The sequence below is a fragment of the Azospirillum sp. VT-I1 genome (assembly GCF_055698305.1).
Genome location: NZ_CP168806.1, coordinates 25,480 through 51,086, shown reverse-complemented (window position 1 = coordinate 51,086; position 25,607 = coordinate 25,480). Strand labels below are relative to the sequence as shown.

Annotated in this window: 21 protein-coding genes and 1 pseudogene; 10 read left to right on the top strand and 12 right to left on the bottom strand. The window is 69.5% G+C overall.

Features of this window, described 5'->3' with window-relative positions; translation table 11 throughout:
- The first annotated feature begins 10 nt into the window (after nt 1–10).
- Nucleotides 11–949, top strand: coding sequence for an electron transfer flavoprotein subunit alpha/FixB family protein (locus AB8P05_RS28785; RefSeq protein WP_472761850.1), 939 nt, complete (start codon nt 11–13; stop codon nt 947–949).
- Nucleotides 950–1,047: 98 nt separating this feature from the next.
- Nucleotides 1,048–1,926 carry a 3-hydroxybutyryl-CoA dehydrogenase gene (locus tag AB8P05_RS28780; RefSeq protein ID WP_455175916.1) on the top strand — a complete coding sequence of 293 codons (879 nt, stop codon included), beginning with the start codon at nt 1,048–1,050 and terminating at the stop codon, nt 1,924–1,926.
- A 93-nt stretch (nt 1,927–2,019) separates the two neighbouring features.
- Here AB8P05_RS28780 and AB8P05_RS28775 read toward each other — a convergent pair whose 3' ends face one another.
- Nucleotides 2,020–2,643, bottom strand: coding sequence for a glutathione S-transferase family protein (locus AB8P05_RS28775; protein ID WP_472761849.1), 624 nt, complete (start codon nt 2,641–2,643; stop codon nt 2,020–2,022).
- 233 nt (nt 2,644–2,876) lie between these two features.
- On the opposite strand from AB8P05_RS28775, the gene AB8P05_RS28770 reads away from it, so the two are divergent.
- Nucleotides 2,877–3,404: a BON domain-containing protein gene (locus tag AB8P05_RS28770; RefSeq protein WP_472761848.1), complete on the top strand. Its 528-nt coding sequence runs from the start codon at nt 2,877–2,879 to the stop codon at nt 3,402–3,404.
- A 178-nt stretch (nt 3,405–3,582) separates the two neighbouring features.
- Nucleotides 3,583–3,792 (top strand): hypothetical protein, encoded by a 210-nt coding sequence (locus tag AB8P05_RS28765; protein WP_455175913.1) that lies wholly within the window; start codon nt 3,583–3,585, stop codon nt 3,790–3,792.
- 44 nt (nt 3,793–3,836) lie between these two features.
- Here the strand turns inward: AB8P05_RS28765 and AB8P05_RS28760 are convergent, their stop codons facing one another.
- On the bottom strand, nt 3,837–4,136 hold the full coding sequence (locus tag AB8P05_RS28760; protein WP_455175912.1) for a hypothetical protein: 300 nt from the start codon (nt 4,134–4,136) through the stop codon (nt 3,837–3,839).
- Between the two features lie 304 nt (nt 4,137–4,440).
- On the opposite strand from AB8P05_RS28760, the gene AB8P05_RS28755 reads away from it, so the two are divergent.
- The 4 genes from AB8P05_RS28755 (at nt 4,441) to AB8P05_RS28740 (ending at nt 7,753) form a co-directional block, all read left to right on the top strand.
- Nucleotides 4,441–5,703 carry an allantoate amidohydrolase gene (locus AB8P05_RS28755; RefSeq protein WP_472761847.1) on the top strand — a complete coding sequence of 421 codons (1,263 nt, stop codon included), beginning with the start codon at nt 4,441–4,443 and terminating at the stop codon, nt 5,701–5,703.
- A gap of 13 nt (nt 5,704–5,716) precedes the next feature.
- On the top strand, nt 5,717–6,955 hold the full coding sequence (locus AB8P05_RS28750; RefSeq protein WP_472761846.1) for an ArgE/DapE family deacylase: 1,239 nt from the start codon (nt 5,717–5,719) through the stop codon (nt 6,953–6,955).
- An 85-nt stretch (nt 6,956–7,040) separates the two neighbouring features.
- On the top strand, nt 7,041–7,310 hold the full coding sequence (locus tag AB8P05_RS28745; protein ID WP_472761845.1) for a type II toxin-antitoxin system prevent-host-death family antitoxin: 270 nt from the start codon (nt 7,041–7,043) through the stop codon (nt 7,308–7,310).
- Between the two features lie 5 nt (nt 7,311–7,315).
- Complete coding sequence (locus AB8P05_RS28740; RefSeq protein WP_472761844.1) at nt 7,316–7,753, top strand: growth inhibitor PemK; 438 nt, start codon at nt 7,316–7,318, stop codon at nt 7,751–7,753.
- A gap of 10 nt (nt 7,754–7,763) precedes the next feature.
- Here the strand turns inward: AB8P05_RS28740 and AB8P05_RS28735 are convergent, their stop codons facing one another.
- Genes AB8P05_RS28735 through AB8P05_RS28710 form a run of 6 tightly spaced genes read right to left on the bottom strand, consistent with a single transcriptional unit; the run spans nt 7,764 to nt 15,337 of the window.
- On the bottom strand, nt 7,764–9,542 hold the full coding sequence (locus tag AB8P05_RS28735; RefSeq protein WP_472761843.1) for an alpha/beta fold hydrolase: 1,779 nt from the start codon (nt 9,540–9,542) through the stop codon (nt 7,764–7,766).
- Complete coding sequence (locus AB8P05_RS28730; RefSeq protein ID WP_472761842.1) at nt 9,539–12,013, bottom strand: glycoside hydrolase family 2 protein; 2,475 nt, start codon at nt 12,011–12,013, stop codon at nt 9,539–9,541. Before AB8P05_RS28730 ends, AB8P05_RS28735 begins: the two co-directional genes overlap by 4 nt.
- Before the next feature lie 6 nt (nt 12,014–12,019).
- Nucleotides 12,020–12,967 (bottom strand): DUF1839 family protein, encoded by a 948-nt coding sequence (locus AB8P05_RS28725; RefSeq protein ID WP_472761841.1) that lies wholly within the window; start codon nt 12,965–12,967, stop codon nt 12,020–12,022.
- An 8-nt stretch (nt 12,968–12,975) separates the two neighbouring features.
- Complete coding sequence (locus tag AB8P05_RS28720; protein WP_472761840.1) at nt 12,976–13,902, bottom strand: amino acid--[acyl-carrier-protein] ligase; 927 nt, start codon at nt 13,900–13,902, stop codon at nt 12,976–12,978.
- Nucleotides 13,899–15,092 (bottom strand): acyl-CoA dehydrogenase family protein, encoded by a 1,194-nt coding sequence (locus AB8P05_RS28715; protein WP_472761839.1) that lies wholly within the window; start codon nt 15,090–15,092, stop codon nt 13,899–13,901. Before AB8P05_RS28715 ends, AB8P05_RS28720 begins: the two co-directional genes overlap by 4 nt.
- Entirely contained in the window at nt 15,089–15,337 is a 249-nt protein-coding gene (locus tag AB8P05_RS28710; RefSeq protein WP_472761838.1) for an acyl carrier protein, read from the bottom strand. Before AB8P05_RS28710 ends, AB8P05_RS28715 begins: the two co-directional genes overlap by 4 nt.
- Nucleotides 15,338–15,770: 433 nt before the next feature.
- Between AB8P05_RS28710 and AB8P05_RS28705 the strand changes: the two are divergent.
- Nucleotides 15,771–18,515: pseudogene (locus AB8P05_RS28705) on the top strand (methyl-accepting chemotaxis protein); the annotation flags it as partial.
- Between the two features lie 201 nt (nt 18,516–18,716).
- Here the strand turns inward: AB8P05_RS28705 and AB8P05_RS28700 are convergent.
- From AB8P05_RS28700 to AB8P05_RS28690, 3 genes are all read right to left on the bottom strand, one after another.
- The gene (locus AB8P05_RS28700; protein ID WP_472761837.1) at nt 18,717–19,430 is read right to left on the bottom strand and encodes a Crp/Fnr family transcriptional regulator; all 714 of its coding nucleotides are present in this window, start codon (nt 19,428–19,430) and stop codon (nt 18,717–18,719) included.
- Between the two features lie 111 nt (nt 19,431–19,541).
- Nucleotides 19,542–21,365, bottom strand: a complete 1,824-nt coding sequence (locus AB8P05_RS28695; protein WP_472761836.1) for an ABC transporter ATP-binding protein/permease — start codon at nt 21,363–21,365, stop codon at nt 19,542–19,544.
- 101 nt (nt 21,366–21,466) lie between these two features.
- Complete coding sequence (locus AB8P05_RS28690) at nt 21,467–22,831, bottom strand: GH1 family beta-glucosidase (RefSeq protein WP_472761835.1); 1,365 nt, start codon at nt 22,829–22,831, stop codon at nt 21,467–21,469.
- Between the two features lie 209 nt (nt 22,832–23,040).
- On the opposite strand from AB8P05_RS28690, the gene AB8P05_RS28685 reads away from it, so the two are divergent.
- A complete protein-coding gene (locus AB8P05_RS28685; RefSeq protein WP_472761834.1) occupies nt 23,041–24,324 on the top strand; it encodes a family 4 glycosyl hydrolase in 1,284 nt (427 codons plus the stop codon).
- 3 nt (nt 24,325–24,327) lie between these two features.
- On the opposite strand, the gene AB8P05_RS28680 is transcribed toward AB8P05_RS28685, so the two are convergent.
- A complete protein-coding gene (locus AB8P05_RS28680; protein ID WP_472761833.1) occupies nt 24,328–25,479 on the bottom strand; it encodes an MFS transporter in 1,152 nt (383 codons plus the stop codon).
- Nucleotides 25,480–25,607: the final 128 nt, after the last annotated feature.

Sequence of the window (25,607 nt, the reverse complement as noted above, 5' to 3'; positions counted from 1 at the left end):
TGATCTGACCATGGCCAACATTCTCGTCATCGCGGAACACGACAACGCGTCGCTGAAGCCCGCCACCCTGAACGCCGTCACCGCCGCCTCGAAGATCGGTGGCGACATCCATGTCCTGGTCGCCGGCAAGGGCGCCCAGGCCGCCGCCGAGGCGGCATCCAAGGTAGCCGGCGTCGCCAAGGTGCTGCTGGCCGACGATGCGGCTTACGAGCACCAGCTGCCGGAAGACGTCGCGCCGCTGGTGGTCGCCACCGCCAAGAGCGGCTACGGCCATGTGCTGGCCGGCGCCACCTCGGTCGGCAAGAACCTGCTGCCGCGCGTCGCGGCGCTGCTGGACGTCGCCGCCATCTCCGACATCACCGCCGTGGTGTCGGCCGATACCTTCGAGCGGCCGATCTACGCCGGCAACGCGATTGCCACCGTGCAGTCGGCCGATGCAGTGAAGGTCATCACCGTCCGCACCACCGCCTTCGAGACCGCAGCATCCGAAGGCGGTTCGGCCTCGGTCGAGCAGGTCGCGGGTGCCGGTGCCGCCGGCCTGTCGAGCTTCGTCTCGGCCGAGCTGACCAAGTCGGAGCGTCCGGAGCTGACCGCCGCCCGCGTGGTGGTGTCGGGCGGCCGCGGCATGCAGTCGGGCGAGAATTTCCCGATGCTGGAGGCTCTGGCCGACAAGCTGGGCGCCGCGGTCGGCGCCAGCCGCGCCGCCGTGGACGCGGGCTTCGTGCCGAACGATTATCAGGTCGGGCAAACCGGCAAGATCGTGGCGCCCGAGCTGTACATCGCCGTCGGCATCTCCGGTGCGATCCAGCACCTCGCCGGCATGAAGGACAGCAAGGTGATCGTCGCGATCAACAAGGATGAGGAAGCGCCCATCTTCCAGGTCGCCGATTACGGCCTCGTCGCGGACCTGTTCAAGGCCGTGCCGGAGCTGACGGACAAACTTGGATAAGGCGCGCTGATCCGGGCCGCCATCGGGAGGGAACCGGCCTTGACCGGCGCTCCCCCGATGGCGGCCCTTCTACCCACATCCTTCGCGGGACAGCCCCCATGACCACGATCAAGAAGATTGGCATCATCGGCGCCGGCCAGATGGGCAGCGGTATCGCCCAGGTCTGTGCCCAGGCCGGCTATGATGTCGTCCTGTCCGACATCAGCGACGCGGTCCTGGAAAAGGCGCTCGCCAACATCGGCCGGAATTTCGACCGCCAGATCCAGAAGGGCAAGCTGCAGGAGGCGGAGAAGACCGCCGCCCTCGGCCGCATCGTCACCGGCACCGACCTGTCGGTGTTCGGCGACTCCGATCTGGTGATCGAGGCGGCGACCGAGAACGAGGCGCTGAAGCGCGACCTGCTGAAGAAGCTGGTCCCGCATCTGAAGCCGGAGGCGCTGATCGCGACGAACACCTCGTCGATCTCGATCACCCGTCTGGCCGCGGCGACCGACCGTCCGGCCAAGTTCATGGGCATGCACTTCATGAACCCGGTGCCGGTGATGCAGCTGGTCGAGCTGATCCGTGGCATCGCGACCGACGAGCCGACCTTCAACGCCATCAAGGAACTGACGCTCGCCATCGGCAAGACCGCCGCGGTGGCCGAGGATTTCCCCGCCTTCATCGTCAACCGCATCCTGCTGCCGATGATCAACGAGGCCGTCTACACCCTCTATGAGGGCGTCGGCGGCGTCGAGGCCATCGACACCGCGCTGAAGCTGGGCGCCAATCACCCGATGGGGCCGCTGGAACTGGCCGACTTCATCGGCCTGGACACCTGTCTGGCGGTGATGCAGGTGCTGTACGAGGGTCTTGCCGACAGCAAGTACCGCCCCTGCCCGCTGCTGGTGAAGTATGTCGAAGCCGGCTGGATCGGCAAGAAGTACGGCCGCGGCTTCTACGACTACTCGCAGACGCCGCCGGTGCCGACGCGCTGACGGCAGCGACGATCGCTTGGAGAAAGCCCGTCCTGGGAAACCAGGGCGGGCTTTTTCACGACCGGAACCGGCGGCAGTCACCCTGGCCGGCTGTTACTGGAAATATCTGCCGCCTTTGGCGAGGGCGCGCTGCCAGGCCGGGCGAGCATGCATGGCGTCCACGAAGGCGGCCAGCTTCGGCCAGCGGCCGCGGTTGCCCTTCAGCATCGCCAGTTCGATCGGGAAGCTGAGCATGATGTCGGCACCGGTCAGCTCGTCGCCGACGAAATGTCCGGACGGACGCAGTTCGGATTCGAGATATTCGAAATGGCTGTTCAGCTGCTCCTGGATGCGGGGGTGCAGCGGCGCGCCAGCCTCGCCGAGCCGTCCGACATAAAGATCGAGCAGGATCGGCGTCATCACCGAGCCCTCGGCGAAATGCACCAGCTGCAGATGACGCAACGCATCGTCGGAGCCGGCCGGCGGCAGGAAGCGTCCGCCACCGAAGGTCTCGCACAGATGCTGCACGATGGCGCCGGATTCCATGACGACCCGCCCGTCGATCTCGAGCAATGGGGATTTCCCCAGCGGATGAACGGCCTTCAGTTCCGGCGGGGCAAGATTGGTCGCCTTGTCGCGCTGATAGAACCTGATTTCGTAAGGCAGCTCCAACTCCTCAAGGAGCCAGAGGATTCGCTGTGACCGGCTGTTGTTGAGATGATGGACGATGATGGTCATGGGCAACCTTCACAGAATTGGAGAAAGCTTGGGCGATGCCGACTTTCCCGGACAGCAGACATTGGCCGGCCGCCATTGACACGCAAGGGTGCCCGCTCCTGCCCTGCCCGTAAAGTGCGCCGGAAGGATCGGCGGCCTCCGCTTCTCTCAGGGAACGGGCCCGGGAGGCCGTCTGTTGCACGGTCAGGGATCCCACCGGATCGACCGATCCATATCCGAAGACGGAGGCCGCCATGCACATGCACCGCCATCCCTGGAGCGAGGAGTTCGCCAAGATGGCCCCGGAGGCGCGATACCGCGGCGTCGGCCCGCGCAATTACCGCCGGTCCGACGAACGCATCCTGGAGGACATCAACGAGCGCCTGACCGACGACCACCACATCGACGCCTCCGACGTGGGGGTGAGGGTGGAGGGCGGCGAGGTGACTCTGTCCGGCACCGTGTCCGACCGGGCATCCCGCCGCCGGGCGGAGGACATCGCGGAAAGCGTGTCGGGCGTCGGCCATGTGCAGAACGACCTGCGCGTCGCCAGCAGGAGCGCAACGGATCGGAACGCGGCCGTCGGCCATGGTGAGCGGGTGGAGCCGGCGGCCCCGCAGGGCGAGGGCAGCGTCACCGGCCCCGGCGCCCCGGCGCGGGACGCCATGGTGGCGGCACTCGACAACAGTTCCATGGTGCTGGGCAAGCAGCCTCTGCCGGAGGACGACACACTGCGCCGCGACGACGCCATGGCCGGCTCCGCCGGTCGGGACCGCCGCTGAGCCATGACCGGATCAGGGTGGGCGGTTCCGCCCCCTGCACCGGATGCGCTGCTGCCCTGCGCGGGCATTCGAAGGACCTGAGAGGGTGCTTAACCCTCGGTTAACCGGCGGGGATCATTGTCCCGCGGCAAATCGAGTATCCCCTCTCAAGCCTTCCTGAAACAGAGCAGCTGCCATCATGGGCAACAAGACCATCAAGCTTTCCGACAAGGGCGGTTACCGCGACGTCGCCCTCGACCAACTGCCGCGCAATGTCCGCGCCGCGGTGACCGACCTGTCGACCAAGAACCCGGTCGCCGACATCATCGTCGACCAGTCCGGCATGCTCTATCGCATCCACCTGTCCGCGCCGGCCAACATGTATGTGGACGTGCTGGCCGTCGCCTGAGGCGTCGCCGCGCAACACAGTTCTTCCGGAAGGGCGGCCTGCAGCTATTGCAGCCGCCCTTCGTCGTTCCGGCCTTCCAGACGGGCCAGCGCCCGGTTCAGCAGCGGAGGCGGCAGCATCGCCACCGCGCCGTCGCGCACGGCGCGCACATCCTCCGGATCGAGGCCGGTGACGGCCGACAGTTGCCGGTCGTCCAACCCGCGGTCTTCCGCCAGCAGCGTGATCCATCCCGCCAGGGTGCGGGCCTGGGCGAGCCCCACCCGGTCGTTGAACCAAAGGACGCCTCCGGGGCGGCCAATCGGCGTTGCGTTTTCGAAAGGCATATCGGGATCGAACGACGTCATGGACGCACCTCCCCTCGCTAGTTTCTTTCGCAGTCGCAGCAAATCTCCGCTGCTTCGCAGCAGTTTTTGTTCCTCTTCATTTATGAAGTCTGCCAAACGATTCCAGAGGGTGGTAGGCAGTATTCGGCACCACCAACGCTCTTTTTCCTGTCTTTTTGCGCTGCAGTATGACCGGAAGTCGGTGACGGATCGCCTTTCCGGGATTCTTTGAAACTGTCTTCGCCGGCCGGGGGCTAGGGCGGGGTGGCGGCTTCGGCGTATAACCGGTGCCATCGTCCCGACCCCTCTGCGTTCCGGAATGCCGATGTCCGTCTTCCCGCCCTCCCCGTCGCCGCTGTCCGGGCCGGCCCTTCTCGAGCGCATCGACGCGCTGGCGGCGATCAGCGCGGAAGAAGGGCGCCTGTCGCGCCTCTACCTGACGCCGGAACACCGCCGCGCCAACGATCTCGTCGCGCAGTGGATGCGTGCGGCGGGGATGGATGTGCGGGAGGACGCCGTCGGCAACATCATCGGCCGCTACGAGGGCAACCAGCCGGGCCTGCCGGCGCTGCTGATCGGCTCCCACCTCGACACCGTGCGGGATGCCGGGCGCTATGACGGCATGCTGGGCGTGCTGAGCGGGATCGCCGTGGTCGCCGACCTGAACGCCCGCGGCCGGCGCCTGCCCTTCGCCGTCGAGGTGATCGGCTTCGGCGACGAGGAGGGCACGCGCTTCCAGTCCACCCTGATCGGCAGCCGCGCCATCGCCGGCACCTTCGATCCCGCCGTGCTGGAGACGCGCGACGCCGCCGGCACGCGGCTGGCCGATGCGATGACGGCCTTCGGGCTCAATCCCGCCGCTTGGGCCACCGCCGCCTACGAGCCCCATGCCGTGCTGGCCTATGCGGAACTGCACATCGAACAGGGGCCGGTGCTGGAAGCGCTGGGCCGGCCGGTCGGCGTCGTGACGGCAATCGCCGGCGCCACCCGGCTGGCGGTGACGGTGGAGGGCATGGCCGGCCATGCCGGCACCGTGCCGATGACCCTGCGCCGCGACGCCCTGGCCGCCGCCGCCGAGATGATCCTGGCGGTGGAACAGCTTTGCTCGGGACAGGAGCGGCTGGTCGGCACCGTCGGCCGGATCGAGGCGTCGCCCGGCGCCACCAACGTCATTCCCGGCAGGGTCCGCTTCACCATCGACCTGCGTGCCGACCGCGATCCCCTGCGGCTGGAGCGGGTCGGCGCCGTCCGCGCCCGGCTGGAGGCCATCGCCGACGCCCGCGGCGTCGCCATCGGCTTCGAGACGCTGCATGAAAGCCCCGCCGTCGCCTGCCACCCGGCGCTGATGGCGCAGTTCGCCGCCGCGGCCGCCGCCGAAGGGCTCGATGCGCCCGAACTGCCGAGCGGCGCCGGCCACGACGCCATGGCGGTGGCAGCGCTGACCGACATCGCCATGCTGTTCGTGCGCTGCGAGCGCGGCATCTCGCACAACCCGGCCGAACGCATCACCGCCGCCGATGCCGAGGCGGGTGCGCGCGTGCTCGCCCGCTTCGTCGAAAACTTCCAGCCCGCAACCTCCCTCCCGTGACGGACCGCCTGCCATGACCGACCTGTCCCCCTCCCTCGCCGCCACGCTTGACGAGGCGGTGAACGCCCGCTTCGACGAGGAGGTCCGTTTCCTGGCGGAACTGGTGAAGGTGCCGTCCGACAATCCGCCCGGCGACTGCGCCCCCCACGCCGCCCGCGCCGCGGAGCTGCTGGAAGCGATGGGCTTCACGGTGGAACGCCACCCGGTGCCGGCCGATCTGGTGCGGGCCAACGGCATGATCAGCGCCACCAACCTGGTGATCCGCCACCGCTTCGGCGACGGCCCGACCGTGGCGCTGAACGCCCATGGCGACGTGGTGCCGCCGGGCGAAGGCTGGTCGAGCGATCCCTATGGCGCGGAGATCCGCGACGGTGTGATGTATGGCCGCGGTGTCGCGGTGTCGAAGTCGGACTTCGCCACCTACGCCTTTGCCCTGCGGGCGCTGATCGCCTCGCAGGCCCCGCTGAAGGGCACGGTGGAACTGCACCTGACCTATGACGAGGAGGCCGGCGGCGAGATCGGGCCGAAATGGCTGCTCGACCAGGGCATTTCCAAGCCGGACTATGCGGTGTCGGCCAGCTTCGCCTATTCGGTGGTGACCGGGCACAATGGTTGCCTGCATCTGGAGGTGCAGGTCGACGGCAAGTCCGCCCATGCCGCCCGCCCCGACACCGGCCACGACGCGCTGGAGGCGGCGACCGGCATCCTGGCCGCCCTCTATGCCCACCGGCCGGACCTGGCGGCGCGCCGCTCCAGCGTTACCGGCATCACCTACCCGTCGCTGACCGTCGGGCTGATCCAGGGCGGCATCAACACCAACGTGGTGCCCGACCGCGTCACCTTCCGCCTCGACCGCCGCATGATCCCGGAGGAGAACCCGGCGGAGGTCGAGGCCGAACTGCGCGCCCTGATCGAGACGGCTGCGGCGGGCCGCGAGGGCATCCGTGTCACCATCCGCCGCATCCTGCTGGCCCGGCCCTTCCGCTCGGTCGGCGACGCGCCGCGACTGGCCGCGCTGTTCGCTGCCCATGCGCAGGAGGTGCTGGGCGTGCCGGTCGGCCAGAACGGCATCCCGCTCTACACCGACGCCCGCCATTACTCCGAGGCCGGCATCCCCACCATCCTCTACGGCGCCGGCCCGCGCGACCTGCTGGAAGCCAACGGCCACCGCGCCGACGAAAAGCTGGTGCTGGAGGATCTGCGCAAGGCGACCCGGGTGGTGGCGCGGTCGCTGGCGGAACTGCTGGGGTGAATAGACCGCCTGCGGCGGGATGGCCGGAAACTGGACAAATCCATGCACGCCCTCTAATTTTCAAGGCTTGCGGAGGGTGAATACCATGGATGTGATCAAGGTGTCCGACGCCGAGTTCCAGCGGAACATCGGCCGCTACCAGGACATCGCACTGAGCCAGCCCGTCACCGTCACGCGCGACGGGCGGGAAAGCACCGTGCTGATCTCCACCGAAGAGTACCGCCGCCTGAAGCGCCGGGAGCGCCGGGTCATGGGGCCGGAGGATTTCACGGAAGCGGACATCGCAGCCCTTGAGGCCACCCGCCCTCCGGCCGATGCCGGCGCCTTCGACGACGAACTGCCGCCGGCATCGTAACAGCCGTGCCCTTTCCAAATCCGGTCCCCGGCCTCGTCATCCGCTACAGCTACCTGTGGAAGGCAGAGCATCAACGCGGGCAGGAGGAAGGGGTCAAGGACCGCCCCTGCGCCGTAATCCTGATAACCGTGACGGAAGAGGGGGAGCCTTGCGTTACGGTCCTGCCGATCACGCATTCGCCGCCGGCCGATCCGGCTCTTGCCATTGAAATCCCGGCGGCGACGAAGGCTCGCCTCGGCCTCGATGCGGAACGGTCCTGGGTGGTGCTGACGGAGGCCAACCGCTTTATCTGGCCCGGTCCCGACCTCAGTCCAGCCCGGACGGGCGATATGGGAAGCGTCGCTTATGGGCTGCTGCCGGCCCGCTTCTTCAATGAACTCCGCCAGAGGTTCATTGCCCTCGTCAAGGCCCGCCGGGCCGGCACGGTACAGCGGACGGAGTAGCGCCCGCCCCCTACCCCACCCGCTCCCCCGACGGCAGCCCGAGGTCCCAGTCGGTCAGGCCGGAGGCGGCCGGATCGGTGGCGGCGGGGGTGTCCAGCGACGCCAGATGGCGGTCGATCAGCACGTTCAGCCGGTCGCGCGCCTCCCACACCGTCAGGCTGTGGTCGGAGCGGTCGAGATAGACCAGCTCGATGCCGGACAGCCCGTCCAGGGCACGGCCGCCTTCGCCCAGATGCAGGTAGAACTCGGCGAGCGTCATATCGCCGCTGCTGTAGACCAGCAGAACCCGCCGGCCTTCCGCGGACAGGCGGCGGAACATGCGCTGTGCGTGGCGGGTGAGGCCGGTGCGGATCAGGACCTTGCGGACGAAACGGCCGGCCAGCCGCTTGGCCAGCCCCATCACGCGGGCGCGCATGCGGAAGCTGGCGCGCAGCCGGGACGGCTTCAGCGCCTCCAGCAGATATTCGGTGGTGGAGCGGAAGGCGACCGTCCGCATCAGCTCCGCCACCGCCGTGCCGTCGCCCAGCTCGAACCGGCCGGGATTGAGCGCGACCTGCCCGACCACCCGGTTGTCGCCCAACCCCGCATGCAGGGCGGGGGTCCCGCCAGCGCACAGGCCGATGACGACGACGCGCGCGTGCCCCTGGGCTTCCAGCCAGTCCAGCGCCGCCCGCAAGTCGCCGATCACCCCCCTGTGGTAGAGCAGGTTGTCGGCAAGGCCCGGCCGGTCGGGACTGTCGCCGATCCCGGCCGCGTCGATCCTGAGGGAGCTGTAGCCGCGCGCCGCCAGACGCCGGGCCTGCACCACGGTGGCGCGTCCGGATCCGACATGATGAGTGGCACCGCTGTTCAGGAACAGGATGGCCGGCCGGCTACCGGCCGGGTCGGCCAGGACTGGCGTGCAATAGATGCCGAACAGCTCCGGGTCATTGCCGAAGAAGACCGGGCGTTCGACCGCGGTCGTGGTCATCAGCCCGGCCGGCCGGTCCGGCGGCGGGGTGGCGCCCGTGGCCACCGGCCCGGCGGCGATCCATGCCAGGACCGGGTCGAACACCGCGGCGGCCCGGGCGCGCTGCGGCTGCTGGACCATCTCCATCATGCCGCTGATGCCCATCGGCTCCGCCGCGGCACCCATCGTGCGCCAGCGCGCCGCCAGCTTCACCGGGGTCTTCGCGTCCGGCCGGTCGGCGATCAGGATGCGCGGCGCCGGCGGCTTCGGCTGGTCGCAGGGGGTGAGGCCGCTCAGCGCCAGCGCCGTTTCCGGCGTCAGCGGCATGCCGATCACGTTCAGCCAGGAGGCGCGCTCCGGCGGTTCCGGGTTGCAGACCGGGCGCAGCACCATGGTGGCGAGCGTCTGCAGTTCCCGCACCGCCTTGCGGCCGGAGGTGATCGGCGCCAGCAGCGCCAGCGCATCCACCCCCTGCCCCTCCTCCGCCAGTTCAAGCGCCGCCGCGGTGGCGAGCAGCGAGCCCATGCGGTAGCCGACCAGGGTCAGTTCGGTGACGCCGGTGTCCTCGCGCAGGCGGCGCACCGCCGCCTTGATGCCGTCCAGCCACGCGCGCACCCGGTCCGGCTCGCTGTCGTCCCCGGCCGAATCGCCGGAGCCCGGATAGTCGAACCGCAGGGTCGGCAGCCCCGCGGCGGCCAGCTTCTCCGCAAATGTCTTCCAGGCGCGATGCGCGCAGAGTTCCTCATGCCCATAGGGACCGCACAGCACCACCCCGCGCAGGCCCGGCGCCGGGTGCAGCCATCCGAAACAACCATCGAACACCATCGGCGTCGGCTTCATGCGTTCCCCCTGTAACGGACGGGTGCCAGCGCGTTCAGCGCATGAACCTCGCCATCCGGCACGCCATTCCCGGCGGCGGCGCGCGGCTGCAGGCGGACCACCCGCTCGGCACCGGGGGACAGGTGGAACCAAGCATCCTCGGCCCGGAACCCTTCGTCCTCCACATGCACCGAACAGGCAAGCCGACGGGTGGCCAGCCGCAACGTCCAGTCTTCCCCCTGCCGCTCCACCGCCGCCGTCAGGCCGAGATCCGCGCGCGGCAGCGAGCGGCCCCTCGGGAAATAATGAGACTCATCAATTGGTTCCGCTTCCCTTCCGGCCGACAGCAATTGCGCCGACACCACATCGTGTGGGGCCGGCCCGAACCTGTAGGTGTAAGTCGTGTCAAAAAAGCGGTCGGTCATTCCGGCGGCGGGGAGCATGACCGCTGTCCGCGCCGGCAGGGTCACCGGCCGCTCCGCCTTCAGCACCGGAACCGAACCGTCGCGCCACGCCGTCAGCCGCAGCAGCGCCTCCACCGGCCGGGCAGTGTCGTTGACCAGATGCACGGCCAGCCCGTTCACCCCCTCGTCGGTCAGGATGACGCGCAGCGGGCGGAAGGCGCGCTTCAGCGCATGCCAGGCCGGCTTCGGCGTGCCGTCGGCGGCGACCACGCCCCAGCCGGCGCCCGGCCAGGGATCGCGCCATTGCCAGACCAGCCCGCCGGCACAGCCCGATCCGGCGCGCCGCCACTCGTCGAACACCGCCTGCATCACCTCCCCCGTCACCGCGCGGGACAGGCGGCGATAGCGGTCGGGGTCTTCATAGCGCAGGCGCCGCGGATCGACACCGTAGAGCGCCTCCAGATAATGCTCCCGCACATCCTCGAAATCCCAGGAGGCGCCGGGATCGCGCGGCACCCGCTCCTTCCAGCGGGGATGGTGGAACGCCGGGACGCCGAGCGAGTCGTCCTCCGGCAGGTTCGAGAAGGCGAGGCATTCGGCGGCGAAGCGCACGCCGGCACGCCGGGCATCCTCCAGCGGCCTCAGATATGCGCCGACGCCGTAATAATGGGTCACTCCGGCATCGGCGACGAAGGGCAGCGGCCCGCCGCTGGGCGAGTTGGTCAGCTGGATCAGGTCCGGCCGGCGCGCCGTCGCCTCCTCCATGACCACGCCGATCAGCGCCCCTTGCGTCCAGGAGGCGCGGGGAAGGCCGAGCATGGCCGCCTGCTGCTCCATCTCGCTGCCGCCGCACAGCACCGCCAGCGACGGGGAAACCTGGGTGCGATCGAGCAGCTGCGCGATTTCCGCCCGCACGCTGTCGAGAAAAGCCGGATCGTTGGGGTAGTCGAAGTTGGCGAACATGGCGTCCTGCCAGACCAGGATGCCCAGCTCGTCGCACAGTTCGAAGAAGGCGTCGCCCTCATACAGCATGGTGCCGCCGACGCGGACCATGTTGGCTCCGGCCTCGCACATCCGCCGCAGTTCGGGTTCGTAGGCGGCGCGGTCCGCCGACAGGCCGACAGGATCGACCGGCACCCAACAGCCGCCGCGGCAGAACACCCGCTCGCCGTTCACCAGCAGGGCGAAGCCGTTGCCGTCGGCGCCCCGGTCCACCGCCAGGGAACGGAAGCCGACGCGGCCCAGATCGACCTCCACGACGCCGCCGGGTGCGGCGATCCGCGCAGTCACGCCATGCAGCACCGGCTCGCCATGGGTGTGCGGCCACCAGGGCTCCACCCCCGGCAGAGTCGTGTCGGCGTGGAAGCGGTCGATGCCGTCGAAGCCGAGCGGAGCTGTCTGCCCGGCCACCTCGACCGAGCCAGTCATGCCGGAAGACGCGCCCTCCACCGTCAGGCACAGCGACAGCCGACCGTCCCGCCCGTCATGGCCGCTGCGCAGGTCGGCATTCAGCACGCGGACCGGGCCGGTCTCCTCCACCAGTTCCACCGGGCGGTAGGGGCCGACCGCGTGGACCGGCGGACACCAGCCCGGCATATGGCCCAGCAGGGTCGTGCGGACGAAGCGCAGCGCCGCCGGCTCGGCCAGCTTCGGACGCCAGCGGGCACGGCCCTTCTTCGCCGCCAGGGCCGGATGCAGGGCGTGGAAGCGGATGGACAGCTCCGCCTCCCCGTTCAGCGTCACCGGCACCTCATGGGCCAGGAACATGCTGTCGGAGGTCAGGATGCGCTCCCCGTCCAGCCGCACCTCCGCGATGGTGGCGAGGCCGTGGAAGCGCAGGGTGCGCGGACCGTGGCCCCTCAGCCGGGTGCGGTAGACGACATCCTTGTCGTGAAGCGGCAGCGGATCGTCCAGCGACCACCGACCGGCCGCCTGCAGCGCCTGCGCCGCGGTGCCGGGCACCGGAGCCGGCACGCCCTCTCCCAGTTCTCCAGCCTCGTCCGCGCCGCCGGGCGGCAGCAGGGTCAGGCTCCATCCCTCCGTCAGCGCGGTGATCCGCCGTCCCGTGACCGACCGGATGCGCGCCATCGCCGGTCACCCGTAACGCTGGGCCAGCGCGCCCAGGGCTGTGTCATAAGCCCGTTCCATCCGGTCGAAGCCCTCGCTCAGGTCGGGCGCCTTGCGCCGGGCCACGGTGCGGGCCAGCTGGAACTGCATCGCCTTGGCCCCCTCGGCGATGGTCCGGCAGGCTTCCTCCGCCTCCGCCGGCCCGTCGAGCCAATGGACATGCGCACCCAGCAGTTCGAAATTGGCGCCGAGCTGCCGCAGCAGGTTGAAGGCGTAGAGGTGGAAATACTCCATCGGCCGCGACAGCAGCCGGTCCAGATGCTGCGGGAAGGCGGCGCGGTAGGCCGCGACGGGGTTCTCCGCCGGACGGCGGGCGAGGTGGCGGCGCAGCAGCGCCAGCGACGCCTCCATCAGCGCCCGGCCCTCCAGCGCCGGTTGCGCCGGCTTCACGAATTCCACATAGGGGAACAGCGGCCCGGCCGCCGCCGCCGCGACGCCCTCGTAATCGGCCCCGTCCAGCCGGTGGAAGCCGGCATTGTGGAAGTAGTCCATGGTCCGCGCCGCCGGGTCGATGCGGACGATGCCGACCGTCGTCTTGACATGGGTGGTGCCATAGGAGGTGCCGCGGGTGTCCGGCAGATGGAAGCCGTCGACCTCCACCAGCACCAGACCGCCGTCCGGAGCGCGCGCCAGTTGCGCCGCCACATGGGCCTCGACACTGTCGTAGATCGCCAGTTCCTGCACGCGCAGGCCGTACAGCGTTTCCAGGTCCTCCAGCGGCACCTTGAAGAAGGTGAACTGGTCGCCCTCGAAATCCTGGGTGACGGTGAAGCCCAGCATCGCCAGCGGATCGAGCCCGCGGGCATGCAGAGCCTCGATCCACAGATCGACGTAGCAGTTGGTCTCCAGCCAGATCCGCTCGCCCCGGTGCAGGGGATGGCGGCCGTGGCCGTCGGGCTGGTGCCGCGTCCACATGGCGCCCGTCACCCCCACAGCACCTTGCGGACCGCCGCCGGCCAGCCGGCCGGGTCGAAGCCGTGGTGGCGGAACAGCGCCAGCGCCACCCGCTCCATCCCGAAGCCGACGCAGGCGGTGTGGGCGACGCCGCCATCGGTGGTCCGGATGTCCCAGATATGGCCGAAATGGTCCTGGTGATAGTTGAAGCTGAGGCAGGCGGTCGGTTTCGCCGTGCTGGTGACGGGGATCAGCAGCTCGAACTTCAGCTTCTGCTCGCGCTGGCTGCTCGACAGCATGGCGCCGGCCCGGCCGAAGAAGGGATCGTTGGCGACATCGATCTCCAGTGGCACTTCCAGCGAGGCCATCATCTCGCGCCCGCGCTCCAGCCACGTCTCGCGGAACGCCACCACCTGCTCCGGCGTGCCGATGCGGATGTATTCGCGCATGCGGAACAGCTGCATGCGGGCGGGGTCGATCGACGGCTCGTGCCGGAAACAGTAGGAAAAGACGTCGATCAGTTTTCCCTCGCCGGGCAGCGCGCCGCGCCGGGCGATGGTCGGATAGACGGGATAGCAGGCGGCCGGCGTCATCACCACGTCGGTCGCGGCCTGCTCCTCGGTCCAGTCCTGCCCCTCCTCCAGCCGGCGCAGCAGGGTGCGGTGCGCCTTCTCGTCGCCGGCGAAGCTGTGGATGGTGCCGGCCAGATGGGGGAAGCTCTTCAGATACTCGCTTTCCTCGAAATACTGGCGGTTCAAGGCCGGGGGAAAGCGCATCACCTCCGCCCCGTCGGCGCCGCCCCAGCGGGTGACCAGCGCGTCGAAACGCTCCACCACCTCCTCGAACAGGCCGCTGCGGCCATAGAGGCCGTCCACGCCGGTGGGGATCAGCAGGCCGGCCGCCACCAGCTCGTCGCGATAGGCCGCCTGGGCGGCCCCGATGTCGACCATGTTCATTCGAATGGCCCCGATCCGTCCCGCTGGACGAGAAGCTGCGTGGCGATGTGCGACATGATGCGGTCGTTGCCGATCATGAGGGCGGCGGAATGGGCATCGCGCAGGTGGCGGCCCAGGCTGTAGGGCGTGTCGTTGCGGTAGCCGGCCAGCCCGCAGGTGCGGATCGCCGCCTCCACCACCTCGCGCACCAGCTCCGACGTGGTGACCTTCAGCGTGGCCATCGCCGTGGCGAAGGACAGTGTGGTGAGCAGTTCCGGCGAGCCGCAGGCCAACTCGTACTGGCGGATGGCGGTCAGGATGACGGTCTTCATCTGCTGCAGCTTCGCCGTCGCCTCCGCCAGCCGCACCGCGCAGGGCGGGGTGGTGCCGGGCTTGCGCCTCGCCTCCGACCGGACGAAGGCGCGGGCGCGGCTGACCGCGTCGGCGGCGATGCCGAGCCATGTGCTGCTCCACAGGATGTGGGTCACCGGCAGCATGGTCTGGGCCGACAGGTCGGCGTAGGGCAGCGGCAGGATCTGCTCGGTGACGCCCGCCGCCTCCAGCCGGTAGCCGTCGGAGCAAGTGCCGCGCATCCCCATCGCGTCCCACAGCGCGGTCTTTTCCAGCCGGTAGTCGTCGCGGGTCAGCACCACCAGCACCTGATCGGACGAGGGCGCGTCGGGATGGCGGCGGGCGGTGACCAGGATCACGTCCGACTGGTCGCCATAGGAGATGACGGAGGCGTTCTTCGCCAGGGTGAAGCGGCCACTCGCGCCCCCCTGAGCCGCCGTGACGGCGCAAACGCTGTTGCGGATGTCACCGCCGGTCTCCGCCTCCGTCGTGGCGGAGCCGAGAAGCAGCTGTTCGGCGGCCATGCGTGTCATCAGCTCGCGATGCCAGCCATTGGTGCCGTGATTGACCAGACAGGCGACCTGGATCTGGTGCATGGCATAGATCATGCCGGTGGCGGCGCAGCCGCGCGCCAGGGCATGGCAGGCCGCCGCCACCTCGAACAGCGACGCGCCGCCGCCGCCGAGATCCGCCGGCACCATGGCCCCCAGCAGCCGGTCCCGGCGCAGGGCGTCGAAAGCCTCGACGGGGAAGCGGCTTTCCCGGTCCACCGCCTCGGCATGGGCGGCGGCGATGTCCGCCCCGATGGCGCGCGCGCGGGCTGAAAGGTTCGGAGCCGCGCCGGCCGGGGCGGCGTTCACGCCTCGCCCCCGTCGATCAGGCCGCGCACGGCGTCGCGGATCGCCGCGATGCTCTCGAAGGTGCGGCGGTTCAGCAGCTTTTCCGGAAATTCGACGTCGAACTGCTCCTCCAGCCCCAGCATCAAGCCGACGCAACCATGAGAGGTAAGACCGGCGGCATAGAGATCGTCATTCACGGCGAGCGTGCCGGCATCGACCGCCAGCCCGCCGCATTCGGACAGGACCGAACGGATGCCGGCGATCATCCCGTCATCGCTTCCGCCACCGGCGGCGGGGGTAGCCCGGCGCTCCCGGCCGCTTGGTACGACGGGGTGGGGAAAGGCGGGCTGGCGTCCTGCGGCATTCTCGAAATCCCTCGGAAACTTGCTGTCCCCAAGCTAGCCACGCCACCCCGGTGCTTCCACTCGGCATCGGTATGGCCGTCGGGCTATCCAAGTGATCGCTTTTTCTCCGGTGGGGGTAAGCACAGGGATAACGTTGGTCGAAGGTCCAGACGCCTTTGGTGTTGCCAGTTCGGACCATGACCCACCGGCCTAGGCCTGAGCTTGGCCGGTGACGGATTTGTGCAGTCTTCATTGCTCCGATACCGGCAGCCGAGTCCGAAGGGATATATGACCCGTGGGCAATACACTTTCTCGCCTGCGAAATTTTTCCACTTTCGTAAACCCGCAATTCCGTATGATGGAAGCTTCTGTAATCTCTTTTCCTATTGTTGGAAAACCCATTGACGGAGAATCGCTCGGTCGAAAACCATGCAAGAGCCGGTGTGACCGATCGCCGCAAGAACCTCTCGGTACTTGCAAAACCAAGATTGCAGACAATGCAGACTTGCGGCCGATGGGAGCCGCCGGCGCCCGGGTGGAGCGCAGCCGCCGCCTCCGGGTGAGCAGCCATCACCACCCGCCCCCGAGGGGACACGACGCCATGGCCACCGCCGCACCCGCTCTCCCGCCGCATGTTTCCGGCCTGTCCGGCGATACTCCCATTCCCGGCCACCGGCGCCGTCTCGGTGTCCGGGCGAAGCTTCTGCTGGCCTTCGCCGGCATGGCGGCCATGACGGTGGCGGCCAGCGCCGTCGGGCTGATGTCCTTTTCCGCCGTCCAACGGCCAATGTCACAGATCGCCGACACCAGCCTGCCGGAGATGGAGCTGGCGACCCGGCTGGCCGGGGAGAGCAGCCGCATCGCCGCCGCCGCCCCGACCCTGGACGGCGCCGGCAGCCAGGAGGAACGCGAGCGCATCCAGGCCGACACGCGCGAACGCGCCCGAGCCTTCCTGTCCCTGGTCGACGAGTTGGCCGGACGCCGCCCGCAGGACCCGCTGCTGTCGGAGGTGCGGGACACCGGGAACGCCCTGATCGCCACGCTGGATCGCGTCAATGACGGCGTCGCCGCCCGACTGTCCCTGCGCGACCGGCGCGAGGCGGCGTCGGCTCGCCTCGCTCAGGCCTATGACGGCTTCATCAAGACGCTGGCTCCGCTGGTGGAGGGATCCGGGCAGTCCCTGCAGGACAAGGGCATGGCGCTGGATGGCGGGACCGACCGCGACATGGGGGCCCTGTCGGACGCGGTGCGGTCGATGATCGCGCTCTACGACCTGCGCGGCGGCATCGCCGCGGCACTCGACGCCATGAACCGCTCCGGCACCGCGCCGGACGCCAAGACCATCGGCGAGCTGCAGCAGGCCTATCTGGAGGCGTCCTCCCAGGTCACGGGCACGCTCGGCACGCTGGGCGACCGGCTGCCGGCCGACATGGCGGGGAAGATCGACACGCTGTTCCTCTTCGGCTACGGCAAGGACAATGTCTTCGAACTGCGCCGGGCGGCGCTGGACGGCACCGGGAACAGCGGCGAGAACAGCGGCGGGGCGGTCGACCGGCGGCTGGCGGAGCGGCTGGCTGCGGCGCGGGCTCAGGCGGCCGGCCTGCTCGACGGGCTGAAGGCGCCGCTGCGCAAGGTGCAGAGCGACATCAAGCGCGCCAATTTCGACGTGCGCTCCCGCATCCAGGAATCCACGCAGGACCTGCTGGGTCCCGGCCTGGACCGCTTCCGCACCCATCTGGAACTGTCGACCCACGGCACCGCCCTGGCCGGCGCACTGAACGAGGCGGCGCAGGCCCCCGACGCCGCCCGGCTGGCTCTGCTGGAAAGGCGCTTCATCACCGAGGCCATCGCGCTCGACCAGCGCATCGTCAAGCTGGCCGATGCCGAAAAGGGCGAAGGCGGCGAGGATGCCGCCGGCAACGCGGTCATCGCCGCCCTGGCCAAGGCGCTGGCCGCCTTCGGCCGCGGGGAGGAGGGCATCGTCGCCCTGCGCCGCGCCGAATTGGCGGCCATGGCCGACACCGAGCGGGTCCTGGCCGAGAACCGCCTGCTGTCGCAGAGCTTCGCCGCCACCGTCGACCGCCAGATCGCCGCCATGCGCGACGAGGCCAAGGCCGCCGTCGCCGGCACCGACGGCACCATCGCCGCCGGGCGCAACATGCTGATCCTCTTCGCCGTCGGCAGCCTGATCGGCGCGGTGGCCCTGGCCTGGCTGGTGGTGGGGCGCCACATCGTCGCCCGGCTCAGCGCTCTGTCGGACGCCATGCGCGCCATCGCGGCCGGCGACCTGAACGCCTCCATTCCCGCCGCCGGATCCGACGAGATCGGCGACATGACCCGCGCGCTGGCCGTCTTCCGCGACACCGCCAACGCCGCCCGCGAGGCCAACGCCCGCGCCGAGGCCGAACGCGGCCGTGCGGCCGGGGAACGCCGCCGCGCCATGGTCGAGATGGCGGAGAATTTCGAGACCAGCGTCCGCGGCGTGCTGGACCGCGTGGCCCGGGCCGCCGGCGAGATGCAGGACATGGCGGAGCGCATGACCCGCAGCGCCGACCTGACCGCCGGGGAGGCGACGACCGCCGCCGGTAGCTCCCAGCAGGCCGAAGGCAACGTGAAGGCGGTCGCCGCCGCGACGGAGGAGCTTTCGGCCTCCATCCAGGAGATCGGGACGCAAGTCCACGCCTCCAGCCAGATCGCCCGCAAGGCCGCCGAGGAGGCGGAGCGGACCGACCGCACGGTGGAAGGGCTGGCGCAGACCGCCGGGCGCATCGGCGAGGTGATCGGGCTGATCCAGTCCATCGCCGGCCAGACCAACCTGCTGGCGCTCAACGCCACCATCGAGGCGGCGCGCGCCGGGGAGGCCGGCAAGGGCTTCGCCGTCGTGGCGAGCGAGGTGAAGGGGCTGGCCACCCAGACGGCGAAGGCGACGGAGGACATCTCCGCCCAGATCGCCGCCATGCAGTCGGTGACGCAGGAGGCGGTGGACGCCATCCGCTCCATCGCCGGCACCATCCGCGAGGTGAACGAGATCGCCGCCACCATTGCCGCCGCGGTGGAGCAGCAGAGTGCCGCCACCCGCGAGATCGCCCGCAATGTGGGAGAGGCGGCGGACAGCACCCAGCATGTCCGCGGCAACATCGACTCGGTCGCCGATGCGGCGCGGGAGTCGGGGACTCCGCCAACCGCGTGCTGTCGGCCTCCTCCACCGTCCAGGACCAGCTGCGGACCCTGTCCGGTCAGGTCGATGCGCTGGTGGGAGAGATGCGGGCGGCCTGATCGGGGTGCCGCCCCCGGGGACGGGCTACGGCCCGTCCGCCAGATCCCGCAGGGCCGTCAGGTCGCAGCGGAAGCGGTTGGGCCGCAGCTCCTCCAGCATGCCCTGCCGCTTCAGCTCGGCCACCACGCGGCTGGCCGTCTCGGTGGTGATGCCAAGCACGGCGCCGACATCCTCGCGGCCGAAAAAGTCGCACTCGCCGCGCTCGTCCACCAGGGTCAGGAACAGGCGGGCGACCCGCGCGCGGGCGCTGCCGGTGCCGAGTTCGACCAGAAAGGCGTCGGCCCGCTCCACCGCCTGGTGCCAGCGCCGCATCAGCTGCTGGTGCAGGTGCTGCGTCTCTTCCGACAGGCGCTGGATCACCGCGCGCGGGATGCGGCAGGTCAGCACCGGGTGGATGGCGACGGCGGTGTGGCGGTAGGGCTCGCCCAGCGCCGCCTCCAGCCCCGCGGTGTCGCCGGCCCGCAGCAGACGGACGATGCGCTGGCCGCCGTTGGGAAGATACTGGACCAGCTTCACCAGCCCGCTGCGCACGGTGTAGAGCGCCGCCGGATCGTCGCCGACATGGTAGAGGGCGGCGCCCGGCGCCACCGTGAACTCGTCGATCGGCAGATGGATCAGGTTGAAGTCGGATTCCGTCAGGTCGGCGAACAGCGCCGATTCCCGGATGCCGCATCCCCGGCAATTGGCCAGACCCCGCCACGCCGCGTTGATGTCGGTCTTCTTCACGGTCATGTCCATGGTTATGCGGCGCGGCGATGCTGTGAATACGAACGGTGTCGGCCGCGCAGTGTGGCAGTTTTTCGGACGCGTTCCAAGGATGCGGCGATCAACTCCAGCATGGGGGGACGGTCACGCCGCGCTCTCCGCCACCGGCCGGGCCTCGCGCGCCTCCTCGCGCAGGGTGACGGCGCCGTTGGTGCGCTCCAGGATCAGCTTGCGGCTGTGATGGGCGTCCAGACCCGCATGGTGGCCGATGGTCAGCAGGGTCGCGTTCGGCAGTTCCCGCTCCATCAGGGTCAGCAGTTCCTCCTCTGCCGGGGGATCGAGGCTGTCGGTGGCGTCCTCCAGGAAGATCCAGTCGGGGCGGCGGATCAGCAGCCGGGCGAAACCCAGCCGCTGGCGCTCGGGCACCGACAGGACCTCGTCCCAGCGGTCGGTGGCGTCCAGCCGGTCGACCAGATCGGGCAAGCCGACGCTGGCCAGCGCGTCGGCCGCCCTGTCGTCGGCCACCGAAGAGGCCGGGCCGGGATAGGCCAGCACCGCCCGCAGGCTGTCGTGCGGCAGATAGGGGCGTTCCGGCATGAAGAAGACGCGGGTGTGGGCCGGCAGGGTGATGCGCCCGCTCCCCCACGGCCAGACGCCGGCCACGGCGCGGAACAGGCGGATGGTCGCCGTCGCGTCGCCGCCGATCAGCACGCGGTCGCCCGGACGGACCTCCAGGTCGAAGGCATGGACGACGGCCGTGCCGTTCGGCTCGTCGATGGAAACGCCGCTGAAGGTCAGGGTGCTGTGTTCGTCGGAACGCACGACCTGGATATGGCCGTCCGGCACGTCGCAAACCTCGCGGTCCAGCCGGACCAGCGCGTCGTGCAGGTTCAGCACACGCTCCACCGACGCCCGCCATTCGGCGACGCGCGGCAGGTTGTCGATGGGCCAGGACAGGGCACCCACCGTCTGCTGGAAGGCCTGCGCCGTCTGCATCAGAACGCCCAGCGAGATGGTCCCGGCGATGTAGCGCGGGGCGGCGACCAGGATCGGGAAGGCGGCCGACAACACCGAATAGCTGGCGCTGAACACCATCATATGGCTGAGCGCGCGGGTCTGGCCGGTCCAGCCGCGCACCACCCCGCCGAACAGGGTGGCGAGATGCCCGCGCTCCGCCGATTCCCCGTGCAGCAGCGCGATGGTCTGGCCGTTCTCGCGGATGCGGGCCAGCGCGAAGCGGAAATCCGCCTCATAGCCCTGGCGCCGGTTGACGGCGGTGACCAGCGGCTGGCCGATCAGCATGGCGATGGTCGTGCCCATGGCGGCATAGAGCAGCGCCACGAACAGCAGATGGCCGGGCACCGACAGCTCGGTCCCGAACAGCGTGACCGACAGGGTGCCCGACAGCATCCACAGGATGTTGGTGAAGCTGATGAGCAGGAGCGCGCAATAGGTCAGCGAATGGCCCAGGTCGATGGCCATCTCCGCGGTGATGCGGATGTCCTCGGCGATGCGGCCATCGGGGTTGTCGTGCTCGCCCGGCATGTAGGCGATCTGGTGGTGGCGGCCGCGGCGCAGCCAGTCCTCCAGCAGCTTGCGGGTCAGCCAGTCGCGCCAGCCCATCTGCAGCCGGCGCTTCACCCGCAGGTGCAGGACGACGATGACGATGTTGTAGACGATGATCAGCCCGACCAGACCGATCATCGTCAGGAAGCGGTCCATGGAGCGCTGTTCGAGCGCATCGAACAGCCGTTCGCTCCACAGGTTTATCAGGACCGGGATCGACACCTGCCCGACGGTCAGCACGAACAGCGCCACGGTCAGCGCCCAGACGGTCACCCGCGACCGCCCGCGCCAGTAACCGCCCGCCAGCCGGAGGAAGCGGCGGGCGAAGCCGGGCGCCCCCTCGCCGGTCGCGGGGCCTCCGGAATTGGCACCGCCGGTTGCGGCGCCTCTGTCGTCGGTCATGTCGGCCATCCCGGGCCTCCGCCCTCAGTCCCTCACCGTCCGTATTACTAACGAATAGGACGTGCCTCGACAAAAGTACAGGGGCAGGGGCGAAGAAAGGCTTAAAGCCTCCCCGTTCTCACAACCTCGGCGAGGAAGCGGTAGCTGTCCTTGGGCGTGCGTTCCAGCGTGTCGTAATCGACCCGCACGATGCCGAACCGCTTCGACAGGCCGAAGGCCCATTCGAAATTGTCCAGCAGGCTCCAGCACAGATAGCCCTTGACGTTGCAGCCGTCGGCCAGCGCCTTCGCCACCGATTCCAGATGCTCGCGGTAGAACAGCACGCGCTCCGGATCGTGGATCTGGCCGTCCGGCGTCACCACGTCGTCATAGGCGCAGCCATTCTCCGCGATGAAGACGGCGGGGTTGCCGTAATCGGTGCGGAATTCGGTCAGCAGGTCGTACAGCCCTTCCGGCTGCACCGGCCAGGCCATGCCGGTCCAGCGCCGGCACTGCGCCTCGCCCCAGCCGACATCGAAGGGCCGCCCTTCCTCATGCTTCATCGTCATGCGGGAGTAGTAGTTGATGCCCAGCAGGTCGATGGGGTAGCGGATCGCCTCCTCGTCGCCGGGCAGCACGAACTCCGCCATCCTGTCGGCCAGCAGCGCCGGGATTTGCCCGCGCATCAGCCCGTCCAGCGTCACCCGGTTCCACACCGCGTCCCAGCGGGCGGTCGCGGCCACATCCTCCGGCCGGTCGCTGTCGGGAACGGCGGGCTGCAGGTTCAGCACGGTGCCAAGCGTCAGCCCGGAATGCTCCGCCGCGATGGCGCGCAGCGCAGCGCCCTGCGCCAGATTCTGGTGGTGCAGCGCCCGCAGGATGCCCTGTTCGCCCAGCCTGTGGCCGGGGGCATGCTCGCCCACGCCATAGCCGAAGATGGCGACCACGTTCGGCTCGTTCAGCATCATCCAGGTCTTGACCCGGTCGGCGAGCCGGGCTGTGACAATGCGCGCATAATCGGCGAAGGGGCCGATGATCTCCCGCCCCTGCCAGCCGCCGGCATCCTCCAGCGGCTGCGGCAGGTCCCAATGGAAGAGGCAGGCCATCGGCGTGATGCCGGCTTCCAGCAGGCTATCCACCAGCCGGTCGTAGAAATCGAGGCCGCGCGTCTCCACCGCCCCGGTTCCCGTCGGCAGGATGCGCGGCCAGGCGATGGAGAAGCGGTAGCTGTCGAAGCCCGCCGCCTTCATCAGCGCGATGTCTTCCGGGTAGCGGTGGTAATGGTCGCAGGCGACGGCGGCGCTGCTGCCGTCCATGATGCGGCCTTGGGCGGTGAAGGTGTCCCACACGCAAGGCCCGCGCCCGTCCTCTCCCACCGCCCCTTCGATCTGGTAGGAGGCGGTGGACGCCCCCCAGCGGAAATCCGGCGGGAAAGTCAGCGGCTTGGCATCGTCGGCCTGGGACACGGGCTGGCTGAAGCTGTCCATTCATTTCCTCCCACGGGGATGGTTCGTTTTCCCCAGCATGCCCCAGCCCGCCGCCCTTCGCCATGGGACAAGCACGCGAACGGTCCGGGCGCGACGCGGTGGCGCAGCCGCAGGTGGTTGCACGCAGGCACTGTGCGGGCCTGCCCAAAAGGCGTAGCCTGTTCCGATAAGACGGCGGTCAGCCGCTCCGTTTACGGAGGAATCGCATCATGCCCAACACCACCAAGATCGTCTTCATCGGTGCCGGTAGCGCCGCCTTCGGGCTCAGCCTGTTCCAGGACCTGTTCTCCACCACCGAACTGGCCGGCAGCACCCTGACGCTGGTCGACACCAACCCGGAGGCGCTCGACCGCATGGCTGCGCTGGCCGAGGTGATGAACCGCCACGGGGACGCCGGCATCACCATCGAGAAGACCACCGACCGCAAGGCCGCGCTGCAGGGCGCCGGCTTCGTGCTGTGCGCCATCGCCATCGACCGCAACCGCCTGTGGAAGCTGGATTTCGAGGTGCCGAAGAAGCACGGCATCCGCCACACGCTGGGCGAGAACGGCGGTCCCGGCGGGCTGTTCTTCACGCTGCGTACCCTGCCGCTGATCGTCGACATCGTCCGCGACGTGGAAGCCATCTGCCCCGACGCCCTGTTCATCAACCTGTCGAATCCGGAAAGCCGCATCGTGCTCGGCCTGTCGCGCTGCACCTCCGTGCGGACGCTGGGGCTCTGCCACGGCATCTTCCTGGCGCGCTGGTTCATCTGCCAGATCCTGGGAATGGCGGAGAAGGAGGTGGATGTCTGGGGCGCCGGGCTGAACCATTTCCAATGGCTGACCGCAATCCGCGAAAAGGCGACGGGGCGCGACCTCTACCCCCTGCTGCGCGAGAGGGAGGCGACGCACGACCCGTCCTTCACCCCGCTGGCGCGGCGCCTGTTCCACGCCTTCGGCCTGTGGGTGACGCCCAGCGACGACCACACCGGCGAATTCCTGTCCTATGGCTGGGAAGCCGGCGAGCACGGCTTCGACTTCAAACATGACGAGGAGGGCCGCGTCATCCTGCGCGACCTGATGGACGGCGTCATCGACGGCAGCAAGCCGATCCCCGACGACTGGACCAAACCGTCCTGGGGCGAGCGGGCGGTGGCGGTGATCGCCGGCCAGCTGCACAACCAGAAGCGCTTCATCGAGAGCGGCATCGTCATCAACCGCGGCGTCATCCCCGGCCTGCCCGACGAACTGGCGGTGGAGGTGCCGCTGGTGGCCGACGCCGCCGGCATCCACCCGATCTCGCTCGGCCGCCTGCCCGACGGCATCGTCAAGCTGCTGTCGGTGCAGGCCAACGTGCAGCAATTGTCGGTGGAGGCGGCACTGCACGGGTCCAAGGAACTGGCGCTGCAGGCCCTGCTGATCGACCCCGTCATCACCTCCAGCACCGCCGCCATCGCCATTCTGGACGAACTGTGGGAGGCGAACCGGCCCTACATCCGGGCGTGTTTGTAGCTCTCAACCCCGCCCCCGCCGGATCAGCCGGGCCGAGGCGAAGCCCAGCCCGGCGGTCAGCGCGCCGACGCCGAGGAACAGCGGGGCGAAGCCGGTGTGGGTGGAGATATAGCCGTACAGGACCGGGCCGATCCCCTGCCCGATGAAGAAGCTGGACGCGAACAGGGCCAGCGCCGAGCCGCGGGCGGTCGGCGCCAGTTCCGTCGCCTGGGTCTGCATGGTGTTGTGCAGCATGTAGAATCCGAAGCCGGCGACTAGGAAGGCGAGGCTCACCACCGGCCAGGGCACCGGGAAGGCGATGACCAGATAGGCCAGCCCCGCCGCCAGACCACCGGCCTTCATCATGCCCCACTGGCCGAGCGAGGCGATCAGCCGCCGCACCACCGCACTGTAGGCCACGCCGCCGATGGCGAAGGCGGCGATGGTCAGCCCGGCCTGGAAGGCACCGGCCGCGCCATGCTCGATCAGCACCGGCGCCACGAAGGGGAAGACGCCGAAGATCAGCAGCCCTTCCGCCGCCACCGTGGCGAAGACGATCAGTGAGGCCGGGTTGGTCAGCACGGTGGCATAGCGCCGCTGCGCGTCCGCCACCGACAGGGGCGAGCGGGTCTCCACCTCCCGCGCCAGCCCGACCAGGGCGGCGACGCAGATCAGCGCGGTCAGGCCGGTGGACAGGCCGAACACCGCGCGCCAGCCGAAGGCTTCGGCCAGCGCCCCCGATACGGCGGAGCCCGACATCTGCCCCAGGATCACCGCCAGTAGGAAGCGGCTTATGGCGATCTGGCGCTCCTCATAGGGCACGCGGTCGCCGATCAGCGCCATGGAGGCCGGGATGATGCCGCCGGCGAAGGCGCCGGCCAGGATGCGCCCGGCCATCACCGTGCCGTAGGTCGGCGCGATGGTGGACAGCGCCAGCCCCACCGTCAGAACGGCCAGCGCCAGCCGCACCAGCCGCGACTTGCCGATGGCGTCGCCGACGGGACCCAGCACGATCTGCATCAGCGCATAGGGCAGCGTGTAGGCCGACGCCAGCAGCGCCGCCTGCCGGACCGTCACGCCGAGGTCGTCGGCGATCAGCGTCAGCATCGGATCGGTGGTGCGCAGGGAGAAGGCGCTGGCGAACCCGGCGAGGCCGAGCAGGAAGATGAGACGCATGGATGGCCCGAACGGCGACGGTGAAGGTTCAGGACCTTAACCGGATCGGCCGCGGACGTACCGCAGCACGACGGTGATGGCAGGCATGCGCATGCGGCGGGGAGGTTTGTGGCCGCCGTTACCTGCCA